Origin of the sequence: Pluralibacter gergoviae ATCC 33028 = NBRC 105706 (assembly GCF_001598855.1) — a bacterium.
Lineage (GTDB): Bacteria > Pseudomonadota > Gammaproteobacteria > Enterobacterales > Enterobacteriaceae > Pluralibacter > Pluralibacter gergoviae.
In genome coordinates, this window is sequence record NZ_BCZS01000001.1 from 338,857 (window position 1) to 359,284 (window position 20,428).

Genomic DNA, 20,428 nt, shown 5'->3' on the forward strand with positions numbered 1-20,428 from the left:
TCATAAATACTGGAAACTACTTAAGAGGTTTCCACATGGCAAGTTTTACTAATAATGTGAAAGTTACGAACTTTCAAATCAAAAGTACTGAACCAATCTATTCAAATCAAACATGGACAGGTCAACGTATCATGAGATCTACGGGGATTCAGTACTATCAAATTCAATTTACACTTAATTTTAATGCCCCAGCACTAGCAGAGGTTAATAACTTTCTGGCTCAATACTCACAAGGAAAGCCATTTACTCTAACTCTTGGTGTTGCTGGAAAATATCATGGTACACAAACTGGATCAGTTACGAGTACGGCAAATATCAGTAAAGGTAGTATGTTAATCCCTACCAGTACTAATACATTAGCAATTGGTGAATGGATACAATTCAGTAATCATAATAAACTTTATAGAATAGTTGATAGTACTTCAACGAGTATTACTATTTTCCCAGCACTCCAGAATACAGTACAGGCATCTGAAGTAATTAATTATGAAAACCTTATTATTGAAGCCGTATTAGATCCAGATAATGATTATACAATGCCAGTTGGTAATATCATGAATATTACACTAAAGGCGACGGAGAACATTCAATAATGAACGCAAGCACATATACGAACGCTAATCTTTTAAAGTACTGGAAACTGATAAGAGGAACTACAAAAACACAATTATCATTGATGGAAATTATGAGTCTTGGAGTTTTCGTAACCTGCTTTGATGTACTTCCAAAAGGTACTAATGGTTTTCACTGGACAGATTCACTAATTGATATTTCTCTTGATGGTTATCAGTACATTAGCTTTCCAGACATTATAAGTGGTTCACTACCTACTTATTCAGAACAGAAGGGTATCAATAATGATGCCATTAATTTCAAAGTAAGTAACGTTAATGCTTCAGTACGTGCTCTTGCTCTTGGTGGTTTCTTTAAAGATGCTCAGATGAATATCAAACTAGTAATCTTGAATCCATATGATAGTACTGTAATTGATTCAATGCTTATGTTTTCGGGATTCATTGACTATGTACAGGCAGTAGCTGATCCAAATCAGAAAACTAATGAAATGACGATTTATGTTAACTCAGTATATAAGAAACTTGATAGACAACCTGCCTTGATTGCGGCTAACTCAGTTTATCAATCAATCTATAAAGGTGATGAATACTTTTCATTACTCGGTCAAGTTAATCAAAACCAAAATTGGAAGTACAAATAATGAAGAATCTACATAATGAAATCATGGCAATTATCCAGTACTCACTTGATAACCCATATAAGTATGGGGATAACGATTGTAACATGATAGTACTCAGGATAATTGATCTAATCAATGGCACAACGTCATTAGCAGATCGTGAATATTCGAGCATTAAAGAAGGTATAGCGGGTTTAAACAAGGAAGGATGGAACCATACAGGGGAAATTGTTGAAGCGTATTGTAAGCCAGTAGAGGCTGTTATAGATGGTGATATATGGCTAGATCCAGATAACCCATTAATCATGGCAGTAGTGGCATCAGATCGGGTACTTGGTGTTAACCAGGAACACGACGGTTTTGAACTTCAACCGAAACCAGCACAAGGGACATATTACAGAGTAAGGAAACATATAGATGGGTAAGAGTTTAGGCGGCTTCTTTGGAGCCATTATTACGGCGGTGGTTGTTGCTGCTGCTGTTTATTTCAGTGGCGGTACTGCTCTAGCTGCTATCGGTTGGGGTGCTGCGGCAGGGGCAGTATCTCTAGTTGCTACTTCAATGTTAGCTCAAGTGGGGGTAACGGGATATGGGGACGTTAGCGATTCTCTATCACGTTCGACAAGCCCTACGACTGGATTACCAGTTATATACGGTGGACAGTACCCACATAAGAACGGTGTATCGGGTGGTTCATTTGTGCTTACTGGTAGTATCGTAACCTGGTATAACGTACCGAATTCAAATTCTCAATATCTCTTTAGTGAACAAGCAGTAGCATATGCTGGTACTGAAAAATATATTGAACAAATTTATATTGATAATGAACCTGTATTATCTTCCCCAATTACTGAAGATGGGATAGTACCGAATAGTTCAATTGCTGGTAAGTATAAACCATTCCTACAACTTGAAGTACGCTTTGGGGGTGATTATACCAGTACTAAATCCCTTGCGGCACAATATGCGGGGCCGAAATGGACTAATAAATTCTTGGGTAAAGGTGTAGTTAGTATCAGTACTGTAATCAAGAAAACACAATCATCATTAGAAAATAACATCCTTGTTAATGATCAGTTTTCTTTGACTTGCGAGATGAAAGGTCAAAGAATTTTTGATTTCGTTGATGGTCAAATCCGTGCCACAAGTAATCCACCTTCCATAATTTACGATTATCTAACTAATACAACTTATGGAATGGGTATTGATCCTGGTTTAATTAATCAGCAAACATTTGCCGAAACTGCGGCATATTGTGATGCTTTTGAATTATACGCAAATGGTGCTATCAGTTATCAAAGTACTTTCATGGATAACATTGAAAATATCTGTCAGAGTTTTGGCGGTATCATGTATGTTCATGCTGGTCAAATCTGTATTACTACTGATCGTAAAACTGTTTCCGTCGCATCATTCAATGAAAATAACATGTTTGGGGCAGTACAGATCAGTACTTCAGGTGGTACTGATTACTTCAATACAGTCGACTGTAAGTATACAAATCCAGAATCAATGTATGCCACTGATGTATTACGTATTCCTTCTGATATCTCAATTGATGAAGCAATACAGCATGATGGGCAAGTAATCGCCCTTAGTCGCGATTATTCATGGTCATATGATCAGGATGTTATTGCTAAGATGGCGAATGTTGATGTACTTAAGGCAAAATATTCTTTACGCACAATCAGCTTTACTACTTCTGAAGGTTGGGATCTTAAGATTTGGGATGCTATTAATGTATCTAATGATGAATTTGGTATCTCAGGTAAATTCAAAGTACTAAACAAGGATATTAGTACTGATCAAGAGAATATCGGTTATGTGACAATCACAGCCGTAGAAGCTCCAGATGCGATGTATGATGGTGTTGATCCTGGTGTTTGGTCTCCGGGTGGTGTAATTCAGTTTCCAGAACTATCAGTACTTCCACCTTCTAATCTACAGGCAGTTAAAAAGGGTAATACTACTTCCGGTTCAATTGTTGATTTAACATGGGACGCATCTGAAGATCCATATCTACGCGGATATTATGTTTATTATCGTTTGAATGGTTCCAGTACATGGACATATGCGGGGCAAACTGGCGTACAGAAAACAAGTTATGAATTATTTGGTTTATCTGATTCTGGTAGCTATGATTTTGCTGTAGAGGCATTTAATAATCTCGGTCTTAAATCAAGTAAGCTTTCTCTTACTGGAATTGTACCTACATTTAACTTTACATTACCATCCGTAACGGGTGTGGTACTTACTAACAGTACTGAAACAGCATTGATTACTGATGCTCCAGATTTCAATATTGCGTGGGATTCTCAGAAGAATATTTTAGTTAATGGTCGTTCATTTAGTGATTATTTTAAGTACTATGTAATCAATGTTTATAATGGTACAACACTAGTAGACACATTCTATACACAGAGTAATACATTTAACTTAACTCTCGCGATGAACCGTTTGAAAATACGTAAACCTACTATTGGAATTATCGCACAGGGTTTTAATGCTGGGACATATTCACAAGAAGTTAAAATTACCGTAGAGAACAAACAGGCAGGTTTAGTAACTGGTGTTAGCTTTACGGGTGGTTTTGGTAACTTATTCTGTAGTTGGACTAAATCAAATGAACGTGATTATGCTGGGGCTATTATTAGTATTGTTTCTGGTACTACTACTAAAATTTATACCAGTTATGCTCCTGAATTCGATAGTATACCAAACATTGCCGATGGCGAGTATCAAGTTAAGATGGGTTTCTTTGATGTGTTTGGTACTGATGATATTCAATATTGTCCAGTACAGACAATTTCAATCAACTCTAAGTATCAGTTTACGGCAGAAGATGCCGATGCGATTAATGGTATTCTTGATTTAGATGATCGTCTAACTGATACATTGAATAACGCAGTTAATGAATCAAACGCATATACGAATACACGTGTTGATTTCCTTAAGAATACCGTAGACGGGAATACTGCTCAAATTGGCACTTTATCACAGACTGTAGTTAGTAATAATACAGCACAAACGCAGGCAGTTACACAGTTACGTAGTGATGTTGATGGACAGATAGCAACTGTTAACCAGCAAATGGCAACTAAGGCTACGGCAAGTACTGTAGATGCTCAGTACTCACTATCTGTTAATGCTAATGGTACTGTAGCTGGTATTCGTCTTGTGGCTTCACAGGGTGCTAGTAATAACTCAGCAATTTATTTTGCTGCGGATAAGTTCATTGTATCGGGTAGTGATTCGGCAACAGTTGGCGGTACTGCTCCATTCGCAATCGTCAATGGTACTACATACATCAAGACAAGTATGATCCAGGCGGCAAGTATCGGTACTGGTTATATTGCTGATGCTGCGATTACAAATGCGAAGATTGCTAACGCTAGTATCAATGCTGCGAAAATCATTGATGGTGAAATTACCAACGCGAAGATAGGCCAAGTGATTCAAAGTAATAACTATGTTGAAGGATATTCAGGCTGGTCAATTAACAAGTCTGGAGTTATTGCCATAAATGGTAATGGCGGTACTGGTAGAATGACAATCAGCAACAACATTATTCAAATCTTTGATAACAATGGTGTACTAAGGGTAAGAATGGGGTTGTGGTAATAAATAGGATGGGGGATTTTACATCCCCCGATTTTAAAAGGATTTAATATATGGCACAAGGTTTACAATGTTGGGATGCTGCGGGAAATCTAATAGTAGATCTCGGTGATTACAATATTCGTTATATGGGGACATATTATGTTACTGCTTCATCAGGAGTACCTACATATACAATAGCAGTACCAGGAATGAGAACTACTGGATGGTTTGTACATTATGCCCCTGCTAATGATGTTTTTAATGATTGGTCAGCATTCTGTAATAATGGTTCATTCACGGCTGTTTATATGCCTACTAACTTTCCACCATCTGGCACTTATGCCTTTAATGTTTATAAGTGGGATGTGTAATTATGGCAGGTTTTGAAGTTTATAATTCGGCGGGTGCTCTTACAATCGATAGTAGTAACAAATCAATACTAACTGGTTTCGTAAAAGCTATGGGTGGTTTAACTGACTATGGTTACTATACAGGTCTAACGTGTGCCTTTGGTAATGGTGGCTCACTTGGTTTCTTGAATAGCTCAATCATCACGAACAGGAATGTATATCAGTACTGGTTTCAGTTACAAACAGATGGGGCATGGTGTTTTCCAGGGGCTTCTATGTTCATGCCTAATACTGGTAGATTTATGACAAGCTCACATACAACTACTCCAACTAGTGGTTATCTTGATGTATATAATGCTTCAGGTGGTTTGATTTGGTCTGCTGCCAGTGCTGCGACTATGCCAAGAATTGTTGGGTTTTTATCTGCTGGTCCAGGGGTTGATCTCTCAAGTGTAGTTAATGTTACGTCACCAGTTCCTAATCCGTGGTTTTGTTGGTCACAATGTCCGGGTAACTTATCTGATGATGGGTCGGCATTAGGTTATTCAGGAATAGTAATTAGACGTAATTCAAGTACTTCATTTAGTTTTCAGTACATTAATAGATTACAAAAATCATATACTCAGGCAATGGGTAATAGTGGCGTACAGATTGCTTTGGCAACATTTACCGGATACTAATAATAAATACATTATAATAATTACAGCAAGGAATATACACTAATGGATATTGGTACTATTTTAGCCCTTGTTATTTCTGGTTGTGTATTTCTATATACTATCTTCCGTGATAATACTAAAGACACTGATGATTTACTTTACCGTGTTAGTGATATTGAAACTAAACAGGCAGTACAAGAAGCAAGTATCTCCCGTATTGAATCGGATCAGGATAAAATGAGAGATTCACTATCTAAACTCGAAGCTCAGATACATGATTTAGATGTTAAGATTGAAAAGATCATTACAATTCTTGAACAGAAACAATAAGAATGAAAAAGGGCAAGATACTATCAAGTACTTGCCCTTTTTTTATTTGTTAGTTAACGCTGCGATCATTTGATCTACACGTTTTGGAGTTTGTTTATACCATAGTGAATCTTTAGCTTGTTTGATTGCTTCAGGGTAGTTCTTTTCCCTTAGTGCCTTTAACATCTTCTGAAACTTCTGAACGCCACCTAATCCCAATTGAAATACCATAATGACCATGAAATCACGCCAGTCAGTTGGAAGCCAGATGTTAAGGGTTTCAACATTATGAATAGCAGTTTGAATATCACGGTCTAGTAGTTTCTCGGCTTCTGCGTCAGTTAGTCCATTTGGATAGCTTTCACCATATGTTAATAGATGACCGTAACCAATCGTTGGATAACCTAGAGAATCTTTATACGTCCAGAATTTACCATCACGGTAGTAACCTACTTTCTTTTGGTACGCAATAGTACCCTCATACTCTTTTAATCTCGTTTTTAAATCACTCATAGATAAATACCTTTAGTTAAATTATTATTGGTATTTATATGAACGAATGGAAATATACAGATGGTTGGAGTGAAGAAGAACTACTAAATGGTTCATATTGTGGATTCGTGTATAGCTTCTACTTCCCCAATAGTGATCAGTACTATTATGGTGCTAAACAACTATACAAACGCGTTAAAGACGCAAAGAAAATTAAGGAAGATAGTACTAGTAATGGTTGGGAAAACTATACTAGTAGCAGTAAGACAGTAAATCAGATGATCAATGACGGTGAACCATACATACGTACAGTACTATATGGTTTCCCAACTATGCGAGAAACTTTACTTGTCGAATCTATCATTATCACAACACAAATTTTAAAGCCAGAATGTCTAAATATGGCAGTTATGAATAAATTACGTGCTCCCAATTCCCAAACTAAAGCACGTTTACTAGCAATAGTACAAGAAATATTAGAATGGATTAATTGAGGTAAATATATGGCAAGCGGAATAAATGGGATAGGCAGTACTAGAACCTATATACAAACGACAGGGACAAAGTTAAAGAAACAATTCCAAAATGAAATAATTAAACGGTCGCGTACCCTATCCCAAAAAGTACAAGCAGATTTGAATAATTCTGTAGATAAAGGTGCTGTTAACTTCACACAACGTTCAATACTATTTCTGTATAAGAAAAAAGGTACTGATTCAGTACAATGTTCAATTCTAGTGAAGGATATTCAGGCAAAGTATCTATATGAAGTAATCGTTAAACAAAAGGCAATTGATAAATTCATTCCTACCAGTTTAGCTAAACTCACTAAGCAAGGTAACATTTCAGGACTGAAAAAGAACCTATCAAGTGGAAGATTCAAAATCGTTAAAGCGAAGAATGGTAAAGAGCGTTTGATCGACACGAGTAAGAAAGATACTAAGAAGAAAACTAAACGTGTAATTGGTCTACGTGAACGGAAACAACGCAAAATGATTTATGATTTCTATGGCGAAGTGGAATCAGGATTTCGTGTAGTAATGTCGGGGATTCAGGGATCATTTGTACTAAAAAGGAATTGATATGAATTTTGAACAACATTATGAAGAATTAACAAGTGAAATTACTTTAGATGGTATTACGCCAGATGGTAATTCATTGCCATTGAATAAAATGTTCCTTGGCAAAAAGTTTCAAAAGATCATTAAAAATAGTAATCATGAAATTGATAGCTATATGAATGTTATTTTTGAAAAAAAGCAATCCTTTAAAGATGGTGAAGTACTCGAATGGGAATTACAGGGTGAGGTATTACCCGTATTCGTAATCGATTATAAAAAGCTATTCGTAAAAGGTAAACACTTTCATGTATACGCAGTGGGGATCATTGAATGATTGGTGTAATAGTAGAACTACTTTCTAAAGGTTTAGATTTCTTTATCAAAAGAAAAACAATTGAATCTGAAGTAAGTAAAACAAATGCCGAAGGGCAGATTGAAGTAAACAAAGAAGAGATTGAAAAGGTATCATTCCATTGGCGTAATGCTCTTGGATTCGTGATTACCCTAATCATCCTTTACAACTGGATCATAGTACCAGTACTTGATGCTTTTGGAATCGTAGTAATCCAGGTTCCACTAGGTCAACTCTTACAAGTACTTTTGATCATGGTTGGTGGTAACTAAAACTAAGCCCGTATATGAACGTATGCGGGCTTTTTTCTTGGGCGTACATACTGTACTAGCTACGAGCAGTCTGTGGTGCCGCCGCCGATATCCACCACCAGCACCCGCTTCTCTTCGCTGAGGGTAGCCTCGAAATCCAGTCCGGCCGCCACCGGCTCGAACTGGAATACCACGTCCTGAAAGCCGGCCCGCTTCGCCGCCCGTTCGAGAATGCCCTGCGCCTGGGCGTTGGCCTCTTCGCCGCCGAGGCCCTGGAAGTTGATCGGGCGGCCGATGACCGCCTGGGTGATGCTTTCGGGCAGCTGCGCGCCGGCCTGCTGGCGGATGTGCAGCATCATGGCGCAGACCAGATCCTCAAACAGCGCCACCTGCTGCGGCTTCAGGCCGCTGGCGCCGAGAAAGGATTTCGGCGACTTGACGAAGTAGACCTCTTGCGGATCGTCGATATACTGCTGCAGCGACGCGAGACCGAACTGCACGCTGCTGCGGCCCACCTCAATATCTTCGTCGCGGTTATAGCGCAGGGCGCGGCGCAGCAGGGCTTCAGTCTCCGCGCCGGTCGCCGGAACGTCCTGCTGGCGATAGAGCCACTCGCTGACCGCTTCGCGTACCGGGGCGCAAAGCATGGACGGCAGCAGCGGGCTGCCGTTTTCCAGGGCCAGCATCTGCGGCGCGCCGTCGCGCATCGCGGCCACCGAGCAGTTGGCCGTTCCGTAGTCAAAACCGATAAACATTGTGCACATTCCCCATGCCGGTGAAGAAGGGGGGCGACTTTAGCCCAATGCGCCGCCGGCGACAACCGGAATATGAAAGCAAAGCGCGGCCGGGCGTTCGCCGTTATGCTGGGATCTGCAAATGAAAGGAGCCTTTATGTTAACGCTCTCCTGGCAGCCGCCCTGCGACTGGGCCTGGCTGTTTGGTTTTCTCTCGGCGCGTGCGGTCGAAGGCGTTGAGGCCTTTGAGGGAAACAGCTACCTGCGCACGCTGGTGATTGGCGGGCACCGCGGCCTGGTGCGGGCGACGCCGGATCCGCAGGCGCACGTCCTTCATGTTGAGCTCAGCGACGGCCTGCTGCCGGTAGCGGCGCAGTGCCTGCAGAAGCTGCGCGACCTGTTTGATACCGGCTGCAGCCCGCAGCAGATTGCGCAGGCGCTCGGCGGACTTGCCGCTGCGCGTCCCGGACTGCGGCTGCCGGGCTGCGTCGATCCGTTTGAGCAGGGCGTGCGGGCGATCCTGGGACAGCTGGTGAGCGTGGCGATGGCGGCGAAGCTCGCCGGGCGGGTGGCGAACGCCTGCGGCACGCCGCTGGCAGAAGCGCCGGGCTTTATCTGCTTTCCGACGCCGGAACAGCTCGCCGGGGCCTCGCCGCTGATGCTGAAAAATCTGGGGATGCCGCTCAGGCGGGCGGAGGCGATCGTCTCCCTGGCGCGGGCGGCGCTGAGCGGCGAACTGCCGCTCAGCGCGCCGGAGGATATTGAGCAGGGCGTCAGGGCGCTGCAGCGGCTGCCCGGCATTGGCCGCTGGACCGCCAGCTACTACGCCCTGCGCGGCTGGCAGGCAAAGGATATTTTCCTGCCGGATGATTACTTAATTAAGCAGCGCTTTCCCGGCATGACGCCGGCGGCGATCCGCCGCTACGCCGAACGCTGGCAGCCGTGGCGCTCTTACGCCCTGCTGCACATCTGGTATAGCGACGGCTTCACGCCCGATTAGCGCGTCTGCCGGCTCGGCTCGCCGTGCGGCTGCTGGCCGGAGATAATCACGCCCCGGGTTTCACGGCCAAAGGCAACGAACAGGCAGATAAGGATAGCCACCGTCCCGGCCACCAGCGCCATCGCCAGACCGTAGTTGCCGCCGTTGGCTTCAGCAATACGCGCCTGCAGGGTGGCGTTGACCGAGGCCAGCAGATTGCCCAACTGATAAACGAAGCCCGGCAGCACCGCGCGGGCGTTGGCGGGCACCAGCTCGTTGAGGTAGGTCGGCACCACGCCCCAGGCGCCCTGGACCATAAACTGCATCAGGAACGCGCCGAGGCCGATATTGAAGGAGCCGGTGGAGAACGCCCACAGCGGCAGGACCGGCAGGGCGAGGAAAGCGGCGATAATCATCGCCTTCTTGCGGCCAATCCTCTCCGACAGCGAGCCGAACAGGATCCCGCCTAGCATCGCGGCAATGTTATAGCTGATGGCGATCAGGCTGACGGTATGCGGATCAAAGCTGTGCTGCACCTTCAGGAAGGTGGGATAGAGGTCCTGGGTGCCGTGGCTGAAGAAGTTAAAGCAGGCCATCAGCAGCACCAGATAGATGCACAGCTTCCAGTGGCTGCGCAGGATCGGCAGCAGCGCCGTGCTCTCTTTTCGCTCACGCGCCGCCAGCCACACCGGCGACTCCGGCACCTTAAACCAGATATAGGGCAGCAGCACGATCGGCAGGGCGCCTATCAGGAACATCCCGCGCCAGCCGACGGTGCTGTAGAACAGCCCGAACACCACCGAGGCCAGCAGGTAGCCCGCCGGGTAGCCGGCCTGAAAAATGCCCGACATCAGGCCGCGGGCGCGGTCGGGAATGGTCTCCATCGCCAGCGACGAGGCCACGCCCCAGATACCGCCCATCGCCACGCCGTAGATCACGCGGAAAATCAGGAACGCGGTGAAGGTGGGCGACCAGGCGGAGAGCAGTTCGAAGATGCTGAACATCAGAATATTGAGCATCAGAATAGGGCGACGGCCAAACTTTTCGGCCATGCGGCCAAACAGCAGCGCCCCGATGGGGCGAACGGCGAGGGTCAGCATAATGGCAATCGACACTTCAGAGACGGAGGCGTGAAACCAGCTTGCCAGGTCGCTGAGAACGAAGACCAGGATAAAGAAGTCGAAGGCGTCCAGCATCCAGCTGGAGAAACTGGCGAAGGCAACGTGCTTCTGCGTTGCGCTCCAGTCAAATGGCGTATTCATGTCAGGTGTCCTTGTAATAACAGCAGGGTACGGCGCACGGCGATCGCGGGTAAGAGGGGTGACGCATCCGATCGCCGGGCAAAGGTCCTTTTGTAAAGATGAAGACCTTTTGTTATTTAAGTGTATACCTGATGTAAATAATGGTTAGCGTGTTAATGGTTAAATTTTGTAACCTGTCGCCGGGGCGATCACGCTTTGGTCGCGGCGCGATTGGGAGGAGCGTAAATGCTGACGGTGCCGCGCCCGCTGTTCTTTGCAACGTAGCAGGCGATATCGGCCTGCGACATCACCTCAGACATTCGGGCGTTGGTCGCATCAATCTGGGTGATGCCGATACTGGCGCCGACGCGGTGCTCCTGTCCGCCGTAGCTGAAGGAGAACGTCGCAATCGCCTCAACGATACGCCCGCAGAGCACCCTGGCGCTGGCGAGGGAGCGATCCGGCAGCAGCAGGCCGAACTCATCGCCGCCGAGGCGGGCAAGCACATCTCCCGTACGCAGCATCTGCTGCATCAGCGTCGCCAGCGCCTGCAGCAGGGCATCGCCGGCGGCATGCCCGGCGGAGTCATTGACCGCCTTGAAGCGGTCGAGATCGATAAAGGCCAGCGCGTGCGACTGGTGGCTATGCGGTAAGCTTTCGAGCAGTTCGCTGAGCCGCTGCTCGAAACTGCTGCGGTTGGCAAGCTGCGTCAGAGGGTCGTGCGAGGCGCTATAGCTGAGCTCGCGCAGCAGCTTGCGCGACTCGGTGACGTCGTGAATGACCAGCACCAGCCCGAGGCTTTTGCCCTCAAGGGTGCTCAGGGGGCGCACGCTGTAGTGAATGTCGTACCGGCCTCCGCTGCGGCTGTGCAGCACCACGTCCTGATCGATAGCCATTTCGCAGGCCCCTTCAGCGGTCACCGTGATTGGCGAGGCGCCGCCTGCCGTAATGTGCAGCACGCGCCCCAGCGGCCGATCGAGGGCTTCATCCAGCCTCCAGCCGCACATCTTTTCGGCAACCGGGTTCATAAAGATAACGTTCATGGCGACGTCGGTGCAGATCACCGCATCGGCAATGGAGTCTAGCGTGATGTGCAGCCGCTCTTTTTCCTGAAACAGCGCCTCGTTGAGCTGCTTCACTTCGGTCATGTCCATATTGATGCCGATCAGGCGCTCAACCTCGCCCTGGGCGTTCAGCACCACGCTGGAGTGGGAGCGGATGTGGCGTATACCGCTTTGAACGCGGATCCTGAACTCCACCATAAATGAGGCGCGCATCGCCATCGTACTGCGGATAAGTTCCTGAATCCGGTAGCGGTCCTCATCCAGCAGGCAGTCCAGCCACATCTCCCGGGTAAGAGAGACATCCTGCGGCAGCTCGTACAGCTCGTGCATACGCTTATCCCAGACCATAGCCTGCTGGGCGGGCAGCCACTCCCAGATACCAATGCCGCCCGCCTCGTTGGCGAGCGTGATCCGCTCCATCAGACGCCGGTTCACCTCTTCGGACTGCTTCAGATCGTCAATATCCTCTATCTGGGCGATCAGATAGAGCGGCGCACCGTCCGGCGCCCGCACCAGCGAAACGGCCAGCAGGGCCCAGACCATTTTACCGCTGCGGGTGACGTAGCGCTTTTCCATGCTGTAGCTGTTGACCTCGCCGCGCAGCAGCTTATCCAGCTGCCGCAGGTCCTTATCCAGATCCTCCGGCCAGGTGATCTGCTGAAAGGTGGTGGCCAGCAGCGCATCCTGCTCGTAGCCGAGAAACTGGCACAGAGCCTTGTTGACCTGCAGCCACTGACCTTCGACGCTGACCAGCGCCATGCCGATAGCCGAGTACTCCATGGCGCTCCGAAAGCGCAGTTCGCTCTCGGAGATATGCTTGCGCTCAAGGCGAAACGCGTACATCACCATGGTCATGATATTGACCGGCAGCAGCATCATCAGGAATGGCAGCCAGGCAATATTGCTGAGTCCGAGGGTGCGCGGCGAGCTGAGGATCTGCGGATGTACGGCAAGCATCAGCGACACCATCATGGTGGTGAGCAGAAAAACGGTGAACGCCTCCATACGCGGCAGGCGCACCGCGCTCCACATCAGCAGCACGATGATGCAGGTAAAGGGCCAGGGCATCCACAGGATAGCGACGGCGCTGAGCGTCAGGGTGACAATCAGCGTGGTGACGGTTTCCAGCAGCAGCTGCGGGTTTCGGTGGCGCAGCAGATAGTGATTTTTATACAACATGCCCAGCGGCACCAGCGCCAGCGCGCCGATAGCTTCTGACTGCACCCAGACGATCAGCGTCTGCAGCGGTTCATCGCCCGGGGCCAGCATCAGCACCAGCGCGCCGCCCACCAGCGGCGGGATCAGCGCGCAGGAGACGGCCAGCCTTACCCAGTCCTGCAAATTTTGCAGCGGGTTATAGTTGGGCAGCAGCTTGCGCATAAGCAGCGCCCCGACGATAGCTTCAATGATATTGATAGCCACAGAAGTGAAGGTGGTGTCATCGACTGACGATAACAGCAGACACCCTAATAAAGTGCTGAGCGAGCAGCAGAGGAGGATCGATGGCCACAATTTATGCGGATGGCGATAGCAGGCGACCATCATCAGCGAAGTCGGGAACCACAGCGGGGCCAGGCTCGCGCCGGCGCGGGTAAGCTCTAGCGAGAAGAGGGTAAATATAAAGGCCAGGACGCTGAGACTGGCCGTGCGCCGCAGAGGATGATAAAGCGCAACCCGCGTCCGCTGATGCGATATCTTCATGTAGCCGCGTCCCGCAATGATAACTTCCTCGAATAACTAAATTTATTACATAACTTCGCTTGATGAGAATATGCTAGTACAAACCCTTTACATTTCCTATCGCCGCGTTTCACTTATTTGCAGCGGGCGAAGCCGGGCGCGGCAGATGGCGAAATAAAAAGCCGTCGCGGCGGCGTTTTCCATACAGAATAACGGCCGGACCGTTTTCGGCTGGAATCGACGCCCTGAAGTCCCTATAATTGCCGCGTTTGGCGCAAGCCGCCCCCTCTCTACTTCCAGTTTAATCAGGTCGCAAAATTTATGACTGATAAGTCTCATCAGTGCGTCATTGTAGGTATCGCCGGCGCATCGGCTTCGGGAAAAAGTCTTATTGCCAGTACGCTCTATCGCGAATTGCGCGAACAGGTTGGCGATGAGCACATTGGCGTTATCCCCGAAGACAGCTATTACAAAGATCAAAGTCATTTATCGATGGAAGAGCGCGTTAAGACGAACTACGACCACCCTAACGCGATGGACCACAGCCTGCTGTTTCAGCATCTGCAGGCGCTTAAGCGCGGCGAGCCCGTAGAGCTGCCGGTATACAGCTACGTTGAGCACACCCGCACCGGGAACACGATTCGCGTTGAGCCGAAAAAAGTCATTATCCTCGAAGGGATCCTGCTGTTAACCGACGCCCGCCTGCGCGAAGAGATGAACTTCTCGATTTTTGTCGATACGCCGCTGGATATCTGCCTGATGCGCCGCATTAAGCGTGACGTTAACGAGCGCGGGCGCTCAATGGATTCGGTGATGGCCCAGTACCAGAAGACGGTACGCCCGATGTTCCTGCAGTTTATCGAGCCTTCCAAGCAGTATGCCGATATTATCGTCCCCCGCGGCGGCAAAAACCGTATCGCCATCGACATTCTGAAAGCGAAAATTAGCCAGTTTTTTGAATAATTTCCCTGAATTAGGTACTGTGCATAATGGCCCGGCAATCGGCGGGCCTGATGGCATCTTAAGGAGATAACGTATGCGTCTGTGTGACCGAGATATAGAAGCCTGGCTGGACGAGGGGCGGCTGTCCATTTCGCCCCGCCCGCCGGTTGAGCGCATCAACGGTGCCACCGTCGACGTTCGCCTGGGCAATAAATTTCGCACCTTCAGCGGGCACACGGCGGCGTTTATTGACCTGAGCGGGCCGAAGGCGGAGGTGAGCGCGGCGCTGGATCGCGTGATGAGCGAAGAGATTGTGCTCGCGGAAGGCGACGCCTTTTACCTCCACCCCGGCGAACTGGCGCTGGCCGTCACTTATGAATCCGTAACCCTGCCTGCGGACCTGGTAGGCTGGCTCGACGGCCGCTCATCGCTGGCCCGGCTCGGGCTGATGGTTCATGTGACCGCGCACCGCATCGATCCGGGCTGGTCCGGCTGCATCGTGCTTGAGTTCTATAACTCCGGTAAGCTGCCGCTGGCCCTGCGCCCCGGCATGCTGATCGGCGCCCTGAGCTTTGAGCCGCTCTCCGGCCCGGCGGCGCGCCCCTATAACCGCCGCGAAGACGCCAAGTATCGCGATCAGCAAGGCGCGGTTGCCAGCCGCATCGATAAAGACTGACTGTAGCTGAGGCCCCGAGGCTGACATGAGACGACTGTTAACAACCCTGATGATTCTGCTGGTGGTGATTGTCGCCGGCCTGTCGGCCCTGGTGCTGCTGGTCAATCCCAATGATTTTCGTCACTACCTGATCGACCAGGTTGCCAGCCGCAGCGGCTATCAGCTTGAGCTTGACGGGCGCCTGCGCTGGCACGTCTGGCCGCAGCTGAGTATTCTGACCGGGCGCATGAGCCTGACCGAGCCCGGCGCCAGCGCGCCGCTGGTGCGTGCGGATAACATGCGCCTCGACGTGGCGCTCATCCCGCTGCTGTCGCACCAGCTGAAGGTTAAGCAGGTGATGCTCAAGGGCGCGGTTATCGAACTGACGCCGCAGACCGAGGCGGTAAGAGACGGCAGCGCGCCGGTGGCCCCGCGTGAAAATACGCTGCCGCTGGAATCCGCCGATCGCGGCTGGTCTTTTGACGTCGCCAGCCTGAAGGTTCACGACAGCGTGCTGGTGTTCCAGCACGCTGACGATGAGCAGGTGACGGTTCGCGGTATCGACCTGGAGATGCAGCAGGATGAGCACCACCGGGCAGAGGTGGATTTCTCCGGACGAATCAATCGCGATCAGCGCGACCTCACTATTGCCTTTAACGCCCAGGTTAACGCCGGCGACTATCCGCAGAACCTGACGGCTACCTTTAATCGCCTTAACTGGCAGTTGAAGGGCGCCGACCTGCCGCCGCAGGGGATCGTCGGCCAGGGCAGCCTGCAGGCCCAGTGGCAGGAGGCGGCGAAAAAGCTCAGCTTCAGCCAGCTGCAGCTGACCGCCAATGACAGCACGCTGCGCGGCGAAGGCAGCGTGGTGCTCTCCGACAGGCCGCAGTGGACTCTCAATCTGCAGTCCGACAAACTCAATCTCGATAACCTGATGGTTCATGCCGACGCGGCCGCCGACGGCGGCACCGGCGGACAGGGCCAGGTGCGTCAGCAGCCGCTGCGGCCGGTCATTGCCGACAGCGCGCCGCAGCCGGACTATGCCAGCCTGCGGGCCTACCGCGCCGACTTCAGCTTCCAGGCAAGCCAGCTGCAGTGGCGGGGCATGAATTTCGTCAACGTGCGGGCCCAGGCGCAGAACAATCGCGGTCTGCTGACGGTCAGCCACCTCAGCGGCGAGCTCGGTAAAGGAACCCTGTCGCTGCCCGGCACGCTGGACGCGCGGGAGGACGTGCCGCGTGCGCGCTTCAGGCCGGCGCTGAAGGATATTGAAATCGGCGCGCTGCTGAAGGCGTTTAACTATCCCATCGAGCTGACCGGCGAGCTGTCGCTGAACGGCGATTTTAACGGCGGCAAGATTGATGCCGACAGCTTCCGCCGCAGCTGGGATGGTCAGGCGAGCCTTGCGCTGCGCAACAGCCGGGCGCAGGGGCTCAACTTTCAGCAGCTGGTGCAGCAGGCGGTGGCGCGCAGCGCCAACGTGAAGGTGCAGGATTCATTCACCAATGCCACCGAACTCGATAGCCTTACCAGCGAGCTGTCGCTCGATAGCGGCATGCTGAGCCTTGACGATATGGCCGGCCAGTCGCAGATGCTGGCGCTCACCGGCGAAGGCACGCTTGATCTGGTGCATGAAGAGGGCGATGTCCGCTTCAACGTCCGCGTGCTGGATGGCTGGGAAGGGCAGAGCAAGCTCATTGAAACGCTGAAGACGACGCCGGTCCCGCTGCGGGTTTACGGCAAGTGGACGGCGCTTAACTACAGCCTGCAGGTCGATCAGGCCCTGCGCAAATCGCTGCAGGACGAGGCCCGCAGCAAGCTGCAGAAGTGGGCCGACAAGAATCAGGACCGGCAGAGCGGCAGAGACGTGAAGAAGTTTCTCGACAAGCTGTAGCGGTTAACGGGGCGCCTTTCGGCGCCCCGTTTGCTATACCTCGTAATCCAGCGCGTCCTCATCCGGCGGCGGTGGAATAATCTGCACCTTCTGCACCCGATGGTGCTCCACGGCCAGCGTTTTCAGCCTGTATCCCGCCACCTCCACCTCTTCGCCCGGCTCGGGTATCCGCTGCAGGTGCTCCATAATCAATCCGGCGATGGTGTGGTATTCGCGCTTTTCATCCAGCGGAATAGCGACGAACTGTACCAGGTCGTCGAGCGGCATGTGGCCGTTAGCGGTCCAGCTGCCGTCCGGGTTTTTCTGGATATCGTGGCGGGCGTCAATCTCCTCGGCTTCGTTGGGCAGGTTGCCCGCAATGGTCTCCATCACGTCGCTGAGGGTGACGATACCCTCCACCGAACCAAACTCGTCCACCACGAAGGCAAAATGGGTGCGGGCGCTGCGGAACTGCTCCAGCGCCGGGAGCAGCGGCAGGGTTTCCGGGAACACCAGCGGCTGGCGGACCAGCGCCCGCAAGTCCAGCGGCTCGCCGCGCAGCGACTGCTGCAGGAGATCGATAACGTGAACCACGCCGAGCAGGTCTTCGTCGCGCTCGCCGCCGGTCACCACGATCCGGGTATGCTGATTTTTCTCCAGCAGGGCGCGGATAGCGGACTCATCGGCGCTGAGATCGATATGCTCGATATCGTGACGCGAGGTCATGATGCTGCTGACGCTGCGCTGGTTGAGGTTCAGCACGCGGCCGATCATCCTGCGCTCCTGCGGATTAAAAATCGGCTCATCGCCGCCGGAGACCAGCGATGCGGTATCGGGGTCAAGCTCGGCGTCGGCGGATTTGCCGCTCAGCAGCCGCATCACCGCATCGGTGGTGCGGCGGCGCAGCGACTGGCTGGCGGAGAGAAAGCGGCGGCGGTTGAAGTTGGCCAGCTGGTTGAGGGCCTCAATCATCACCGAGAAGCCGATGGCGGCGTACAGGTAGCCTTTCGGAATGATAAATCCGAAGCCTTCCGCCACGAGGCTGAAGCCGATCATCAGCAGAAAGCTCAGGCAGAGAATAACGATAGTCGGGTGGCTGTTCACGAAGCGGGTCAGCGCCCGGCTGGCCAGCATCATCATACTGATGGCGATGACCACCGCCGCCATCATCACCGCCAGACGATCGACCATGCCCACCGCGGTGATCACCGAATCGAGGGAAAACACCGCGTCCAGCACCACGATTTGCGCCACTACCGGCCAGAATTTCGCCCCGCGGCGCTGGGTGGGGCCGTCGCTGTCCTTACCCTCCAGCCGCTCATTCAGCTCGACCGTGGCCTTAAACAGCAGAAACAGCCCGCCGCCGAGCATAATCAGGTCGCGCGCGCTGAAGCTGAACTCGCCGACGGAAAACAGCGGCCGGGTGAGGGTTACCAGCCAGGAGATAGAAGCCAGCAGCAGCAGGCGCATCAGCATCGCCAGCACCAGGCCGGTAATGCGCGCCCGGTTGCGCTGCGCCGGCGGCAGCTTCTCCGCGAGGATCGCGATAAACACCAGATTATCAATGCCCAGCACCAGCTCGATGACCACCAGCGTTATCAGGCCCGCCCAGATTGAAGGATCGGCGATCCAGTCCATAGGAAGTGTGTACCCTCATCGTTACATAATATGTATTTGTAATGGATCATGGTTAAAGGCAGAGGGAATTGCAATTTTTGTCGCGCTGTGTAGCGGACAATACCCTTGTTATTTGTGTTACAAAACATCTGGATAGATGAACATTAAGATACCAGGAAGATAAATGCGATTAATCTGGGTTATGGTTGTTAACATTATGAATTAGAAGCGTTTTATCCAATTAAGGATTTCTTAAGAACACAAAAAACTACTGGAGTTAATGTCTTTTCGATGATTATAATCGGACCTCTATTCATAGTTGGAAATGATAATGACTAATTTAAAAGCGGTTATTCCGGTAGCGGGTCTTGGGATGCACATGCTGCCGGCTACGAAGGCGATCCCGAAAGAGATGCTGCCGATTGTTGATAAGCCGATGATTCAGTACATTGTCGATGAAGTGGTAGCTGCGGGGATCAAGGAAATCGTCCTGGTGACCCACGCGTCCAAAAATGCGGTGGAAAACCACTTTGACACCTCCTATGAGCTTGAATCCCTGCTTGAGCAGCGCGTGAAGCGCCAGCTGCTGGCGGAAGTGCAGGCTATCTGCCCGCCGGGCGTTACCATTATGAACGTGCGCCAGGCGCAGCCGCTGGGGCTGGGTCACTCCATCCTCTGCGCGCGTCCTATTGTTGGCGACAACCCTTTCGTCGTCGTGCTGCCGGATGTCATCATTGATAACGCCAGCGCCGATCCCCTGCGCTATAACCTGGCCGCGATGGTTGCCCGCTTTAACGAGACCGGCCGCAGCCAGGTGCTGGCCAGACACCTTGAGGGCGACCTCAGCGAATACTCCATCATTAAGACCAAAGAGAGCCTCGATATCGAAGGTAAGGCCAGCCGCATCATTGAGTTCGTTGAAAAACCCGATCAGCCGCAGGCGCTGGACTCCGACCTGATGGCGGTAGGGCGCTACGTGCTCTCCGCGGATATCTGGCAAGAGCTTGAGCACACCGAGCCCGGCGCCTGGGGTCGTATTCAGTTGACCGACGCCATCGCCGAACTGGCGAAGAAGCAGTCCGTCGACGCGATGCTGATGACCGGCATCAGCTACGACTGCGGCAAAAAAATGGGCTATATGCAGGCCTTCGTCAGCTACGGACTGCGCAATCATAAAGAGGGCGCGAAGTTTCGCGAAAGCATTAAAAAGCTGCTGGCGTAGCCCGTGGCCGCTTCAGCCGATGGGAGCATCCTGTTCCCGCCGGCTGAATAAGCGCAGGGCGTATCCAGGTTAGGAGACTTCTGGTATTCAGCGCCCGGCCAATGTGGCCTAATCCAGCAGTTGGCTTTACTAACTTCAGGGAAGCGTGCGTC

The 20,428-nt window shown here is 50.8% G+C and carries 19 protein-coding genes and 2 pseudogenes; 16 read left to right on the forward strand and 5 right to left on the reverse strand.

Annotation, left to right across the window (positions count from 1 at the left end; translation table 11 throughout):
* Positions 1–35: 35 nt before the first annotated feature.
* Genes ENGE1_RS26420 through ENGE1_RS01545 form a run of 7 tightly spaced genes read left to right on the forward strand, consistent with a single transcriptional unit; the run spans position 36 to position 6,134 of the window.
* Positions 36–593 (forward strand): hypothetical protein, encoded by a 558-nt coding sequence (locus ENGE1_RS26420; protein ID WP_073971279.1) that lies wholly within the window; start codon positions 36–38, stop codon positions 591–593.
* Entirely contained in the window at positions 593–1,216 is a 624-nt protein-coding gene (locus tag ENGE1_RS26425) for a DUF2163 domain-containing protein (RefSeq protein ID WP_073971280.1), read from the forward strand. Before ENGE1_RS26420 ends, ENGE1_RS26425 begins: the two co-directional genes overlap by 1 nt.
* Entirely contained in the window at positions 1,216–1,620 is a 405-nt protein-coding gene (locus ENGE1_RS26430) for a DUF6950 family protein (RefSeq protein ID WP_073971281.1), read from the forward strand. Before ENGE1_RS26425 ends, ENGE1_RS26430 begins: the two co-directional genes overlap by 1 nt.
* The gene (locus ENGE1_RS01540) at positions 1,613–4,816 is read left to right on the forward strand and encodes a phage tail tip fiber protein (RefSeq protein WP_064360451.1); all 3,204 of its coding nucleotides are present in this window, start codon (positions 1,613–1,615) and stop codon (positions 4,814–4,816) included. The genes ENGE1_RS26430 and ENGE1_RS01540 overlap by 8 nt, the downstream gene beginning before the upstream one ends.
* 50 nt (positions 4,817–4,866) lie before the next feature.
* On the forward strand, positions 4,867–5,166 hold the full coding sequence (locus tag ENGE1_RS28275) for a hypothetical protein (protein ID WP_151206499.1): 300 nt from the start codon (positions 4,867–4,869) through the stop codon (positions 5,164–5,166).
* A 2-nt stretch (positions 5,167–5,168) separates the two neighbouring features.
* Positions 5,169–5,825 carry a hypothetical protein gene (locus ENGE1_RS26435; RefSeq protein ID WP_073971282.1) on the forward strand — a complete coding sequence of 219 codons (657 nt, stop codon included), beginning with the start codon at positions 5,169–5,171 and terminating at the stop codon, positions 5,823–5,825.
* A gap of 42 nt (positions 5,826–5,867) precedes the next feature.
* Entirely contained in the window at positions 5,868–6,134 is a 267-nt protein-coding gene (locus ENGE1_RS01545; RefSeq protein ID WP_064360452.1) for a hypothetical protein, read from the forward strand.
* 42 nt (positions 6,135–6,176) lie between these two features.
* Here the strand turns inward: ENGE1_RS01545 and ENGE1_RS01550 are convergent, their stop codons facing one another.
* Positions 6,177–6,626 (reverse strand): glycoside hydrolase family protein, encoded by a 450-nt coding sequence (locus ENGE1_RS01550; protein ID WP_064360453.1) that lies wholly within the window; start codon positions 6,624–6,626, stop codon positions 6,177–6,179.
* Positions 6,627–6,664: 38 nt separating this feature from the next.
* Here ENGE1_RS01550 and ENGE1_RS26440 point away from each other — a divergent pair, with 38 nt between their 5' ends.
* The 4 genes from ENGE1_RS26440 to ENGE1_RS01565 are packed head-to-tail and all read left to right on the forward strand — an operon-like array spanning position 6,665 to position 8,290.
* Positions 6,665–7,099, forward strand: coding sequence for a GIY-YIG nuclease family protein (locus ENGE1_RS26440; RefSeq protein ID WP_073971283.1), 435 nt, complete (start codon positions 6,665–6,667; stop codon positions 7,097–7,099).
* A 9-nt stretch (positions 7,100–7,108) separates the two neighbouring features.
* Positions 7,109–7,687: a hypothetical protein gene (locus ENGE1_RS28280; RefSeq protein WP_064360454.1), complete on the forward strand. Its 579-nt coding sequence runs from the start codon at positions 7,109–7,111 to the stop codon at positions 7,685–7,687.
* Position 7,688: 1 nt separating this feature from the next.
* The gene (locus ENGE1_RS01560) at positions 7,689–8,000 is read left to right on the forward strand and encodes a hypothetical protein (RefSeq protein ID WP_064360455.1); all 312 of its coding nucleotides are present in this window, start codon (positions 7,689–7,691) and stop codon (positions 7,998–8,000) included.
* Positions 7,997–8,290 (forward strand): 3TM-type holin, encoded by a 294-nt coding sequence (locus tag ENGE1_RS01565; protein ID WP_064360456.1) that lies wholly within the window; start codon positions 7,997–7,999, stop codon positions 8,288–8,290. The genes ENGE1_RS01560 and ENGE1_RS01565 overlap by 4 nt, the downstream gene beginning before the upstream one ends.
* 62 nt (positions 8,291–8,352) lie before the next feature.
* Here ENGE1_RS01565 and yegD read toward each other — a convergent pair.
* Positions 8,353–9,024: pseudogene (gene yegD / locus ENGE1_RS01570) on the reverse strand (molecular chaperone); the annotation flags it as partial.
* Between the two features lie 136 nt (positions 9,025–9,160).
* On the opposite strand from yegD, the gene alkA reads away from it, so the two are divergent.
* Positions 9,161–10,003: a DNA-3-methyladenine glycosylase 2 gene (alkA, locus tag ENGE1_RS01575; protein WP_048273389.1), complete on the forward strand. Its 843-nt coding sequence runs from the start codon at positions 9,161–9,163 to the stop codon at positions 10,001–10,003.
* On the opposite strand, the gene ENGE1_RS01580 is transcribed toward alkA, so the two are convergent.
* Both ENGE1_RS01580 and ENGE1_RS01585 read right to left on the reverse strand, forming a co-directional pair.
* A complete protein-coding gene (locus ENGE1_RS01580; protein WP_045287813.1) occupies positions 10,000–11,244 on the reverse strand; it encodes an MFS transporter in 1,245 nt (414 codons plus the stop codon). The genes alkA and ENGE1_RS01580 overlap by 4 nt on opposite strands.
* Before the next feature lie 191 nt (positions 11,245–11,435).
* Positions 11,436–13,988, reverse strand: a pseudogene (locus tag ENGE1_RS01585) (diguanylate cyclase); the annotation flags it as partial.
* Between the two features lie 300 nt (positions 13,989–14,288).
* Between ENGE1_RS01585 and udk the strand changes: the two are divergent.
* From udk to asmA, 3 genes are all read left to right on the forward strand, one after another.
* Positions 14,289–14,930, forward strand: coding sequence for a uridine kinase (udk, locus tag ENGE1_RS01590; RefSeq protein ID WP_043082961.1), 642 nt, complete (start codon positions 14,289–14,291; stop codon positions 14,928–14,930).
* A 73-nt stretch (positions 14,931–15,003) separates the two neighbouring features.
* Positions 15,004–15,585: a dCTP deaminase gene (dcd, locus tag ENGE1_RS01595; RefSeq protein WP_043082963.1), complete on the forward strand. Its 582-nt coding sequence runs from the start codon at positions 15,004–15,006 to the stop codon at positions 15,583–15,585.
* A 25-nt stretch (positions 15,586–15,610) separates the two neighbouring features.
* Positions 15,611–17,458 (forward strand): outer membrane assembly protein AsmA, encoded by a 1,848-nt coding sequence (asmA, locus tag ENGE1_RS01600; protein ID WP_064360458.1) that lies wholly within the window; start codon positions 15,611–15,613, stop codon positions 17,456–17,458.
* Positions 17,459–17,491: 33 nt separating this feature from the next.
* Here the strand turns inward: asmA and ENGE1_RS01605 are convergent, their stop codons facing one another.
* On the reverse strand, positions 17,492–19,075 hold the full coding sequence (locus ENGE1_RS01605) for a TerC family protein (RefSeq protein WP_048255198.1): 1,584 nt from the start codon (positions 19,073–19,075) through the stop codon (positions 17,492–17,494).
* 310 nt (positions 19,076–19,385) lie between these two features.
* Here ENGE1_RS01605 and galF point away from each other — a divergent pair, with 310 nt between their 5' ends.
* Positions 19,386–20,276 carry a UTP--glucose-1-phosphate uridylyltransferase GalF gene (gene galF, locus ENGE1_RS01610; RefSeq protein ID WP_045287816.1) on the forward strand — a complete coding sequence of 297 codons (891 nt, stop codon included), beginning with the start codon at positions 19,386–19,388 and terminating at the stop codon, positions 20,274–20,276.
* Positions 20,277–20,428: the final 152 nt, after the last annotated feature.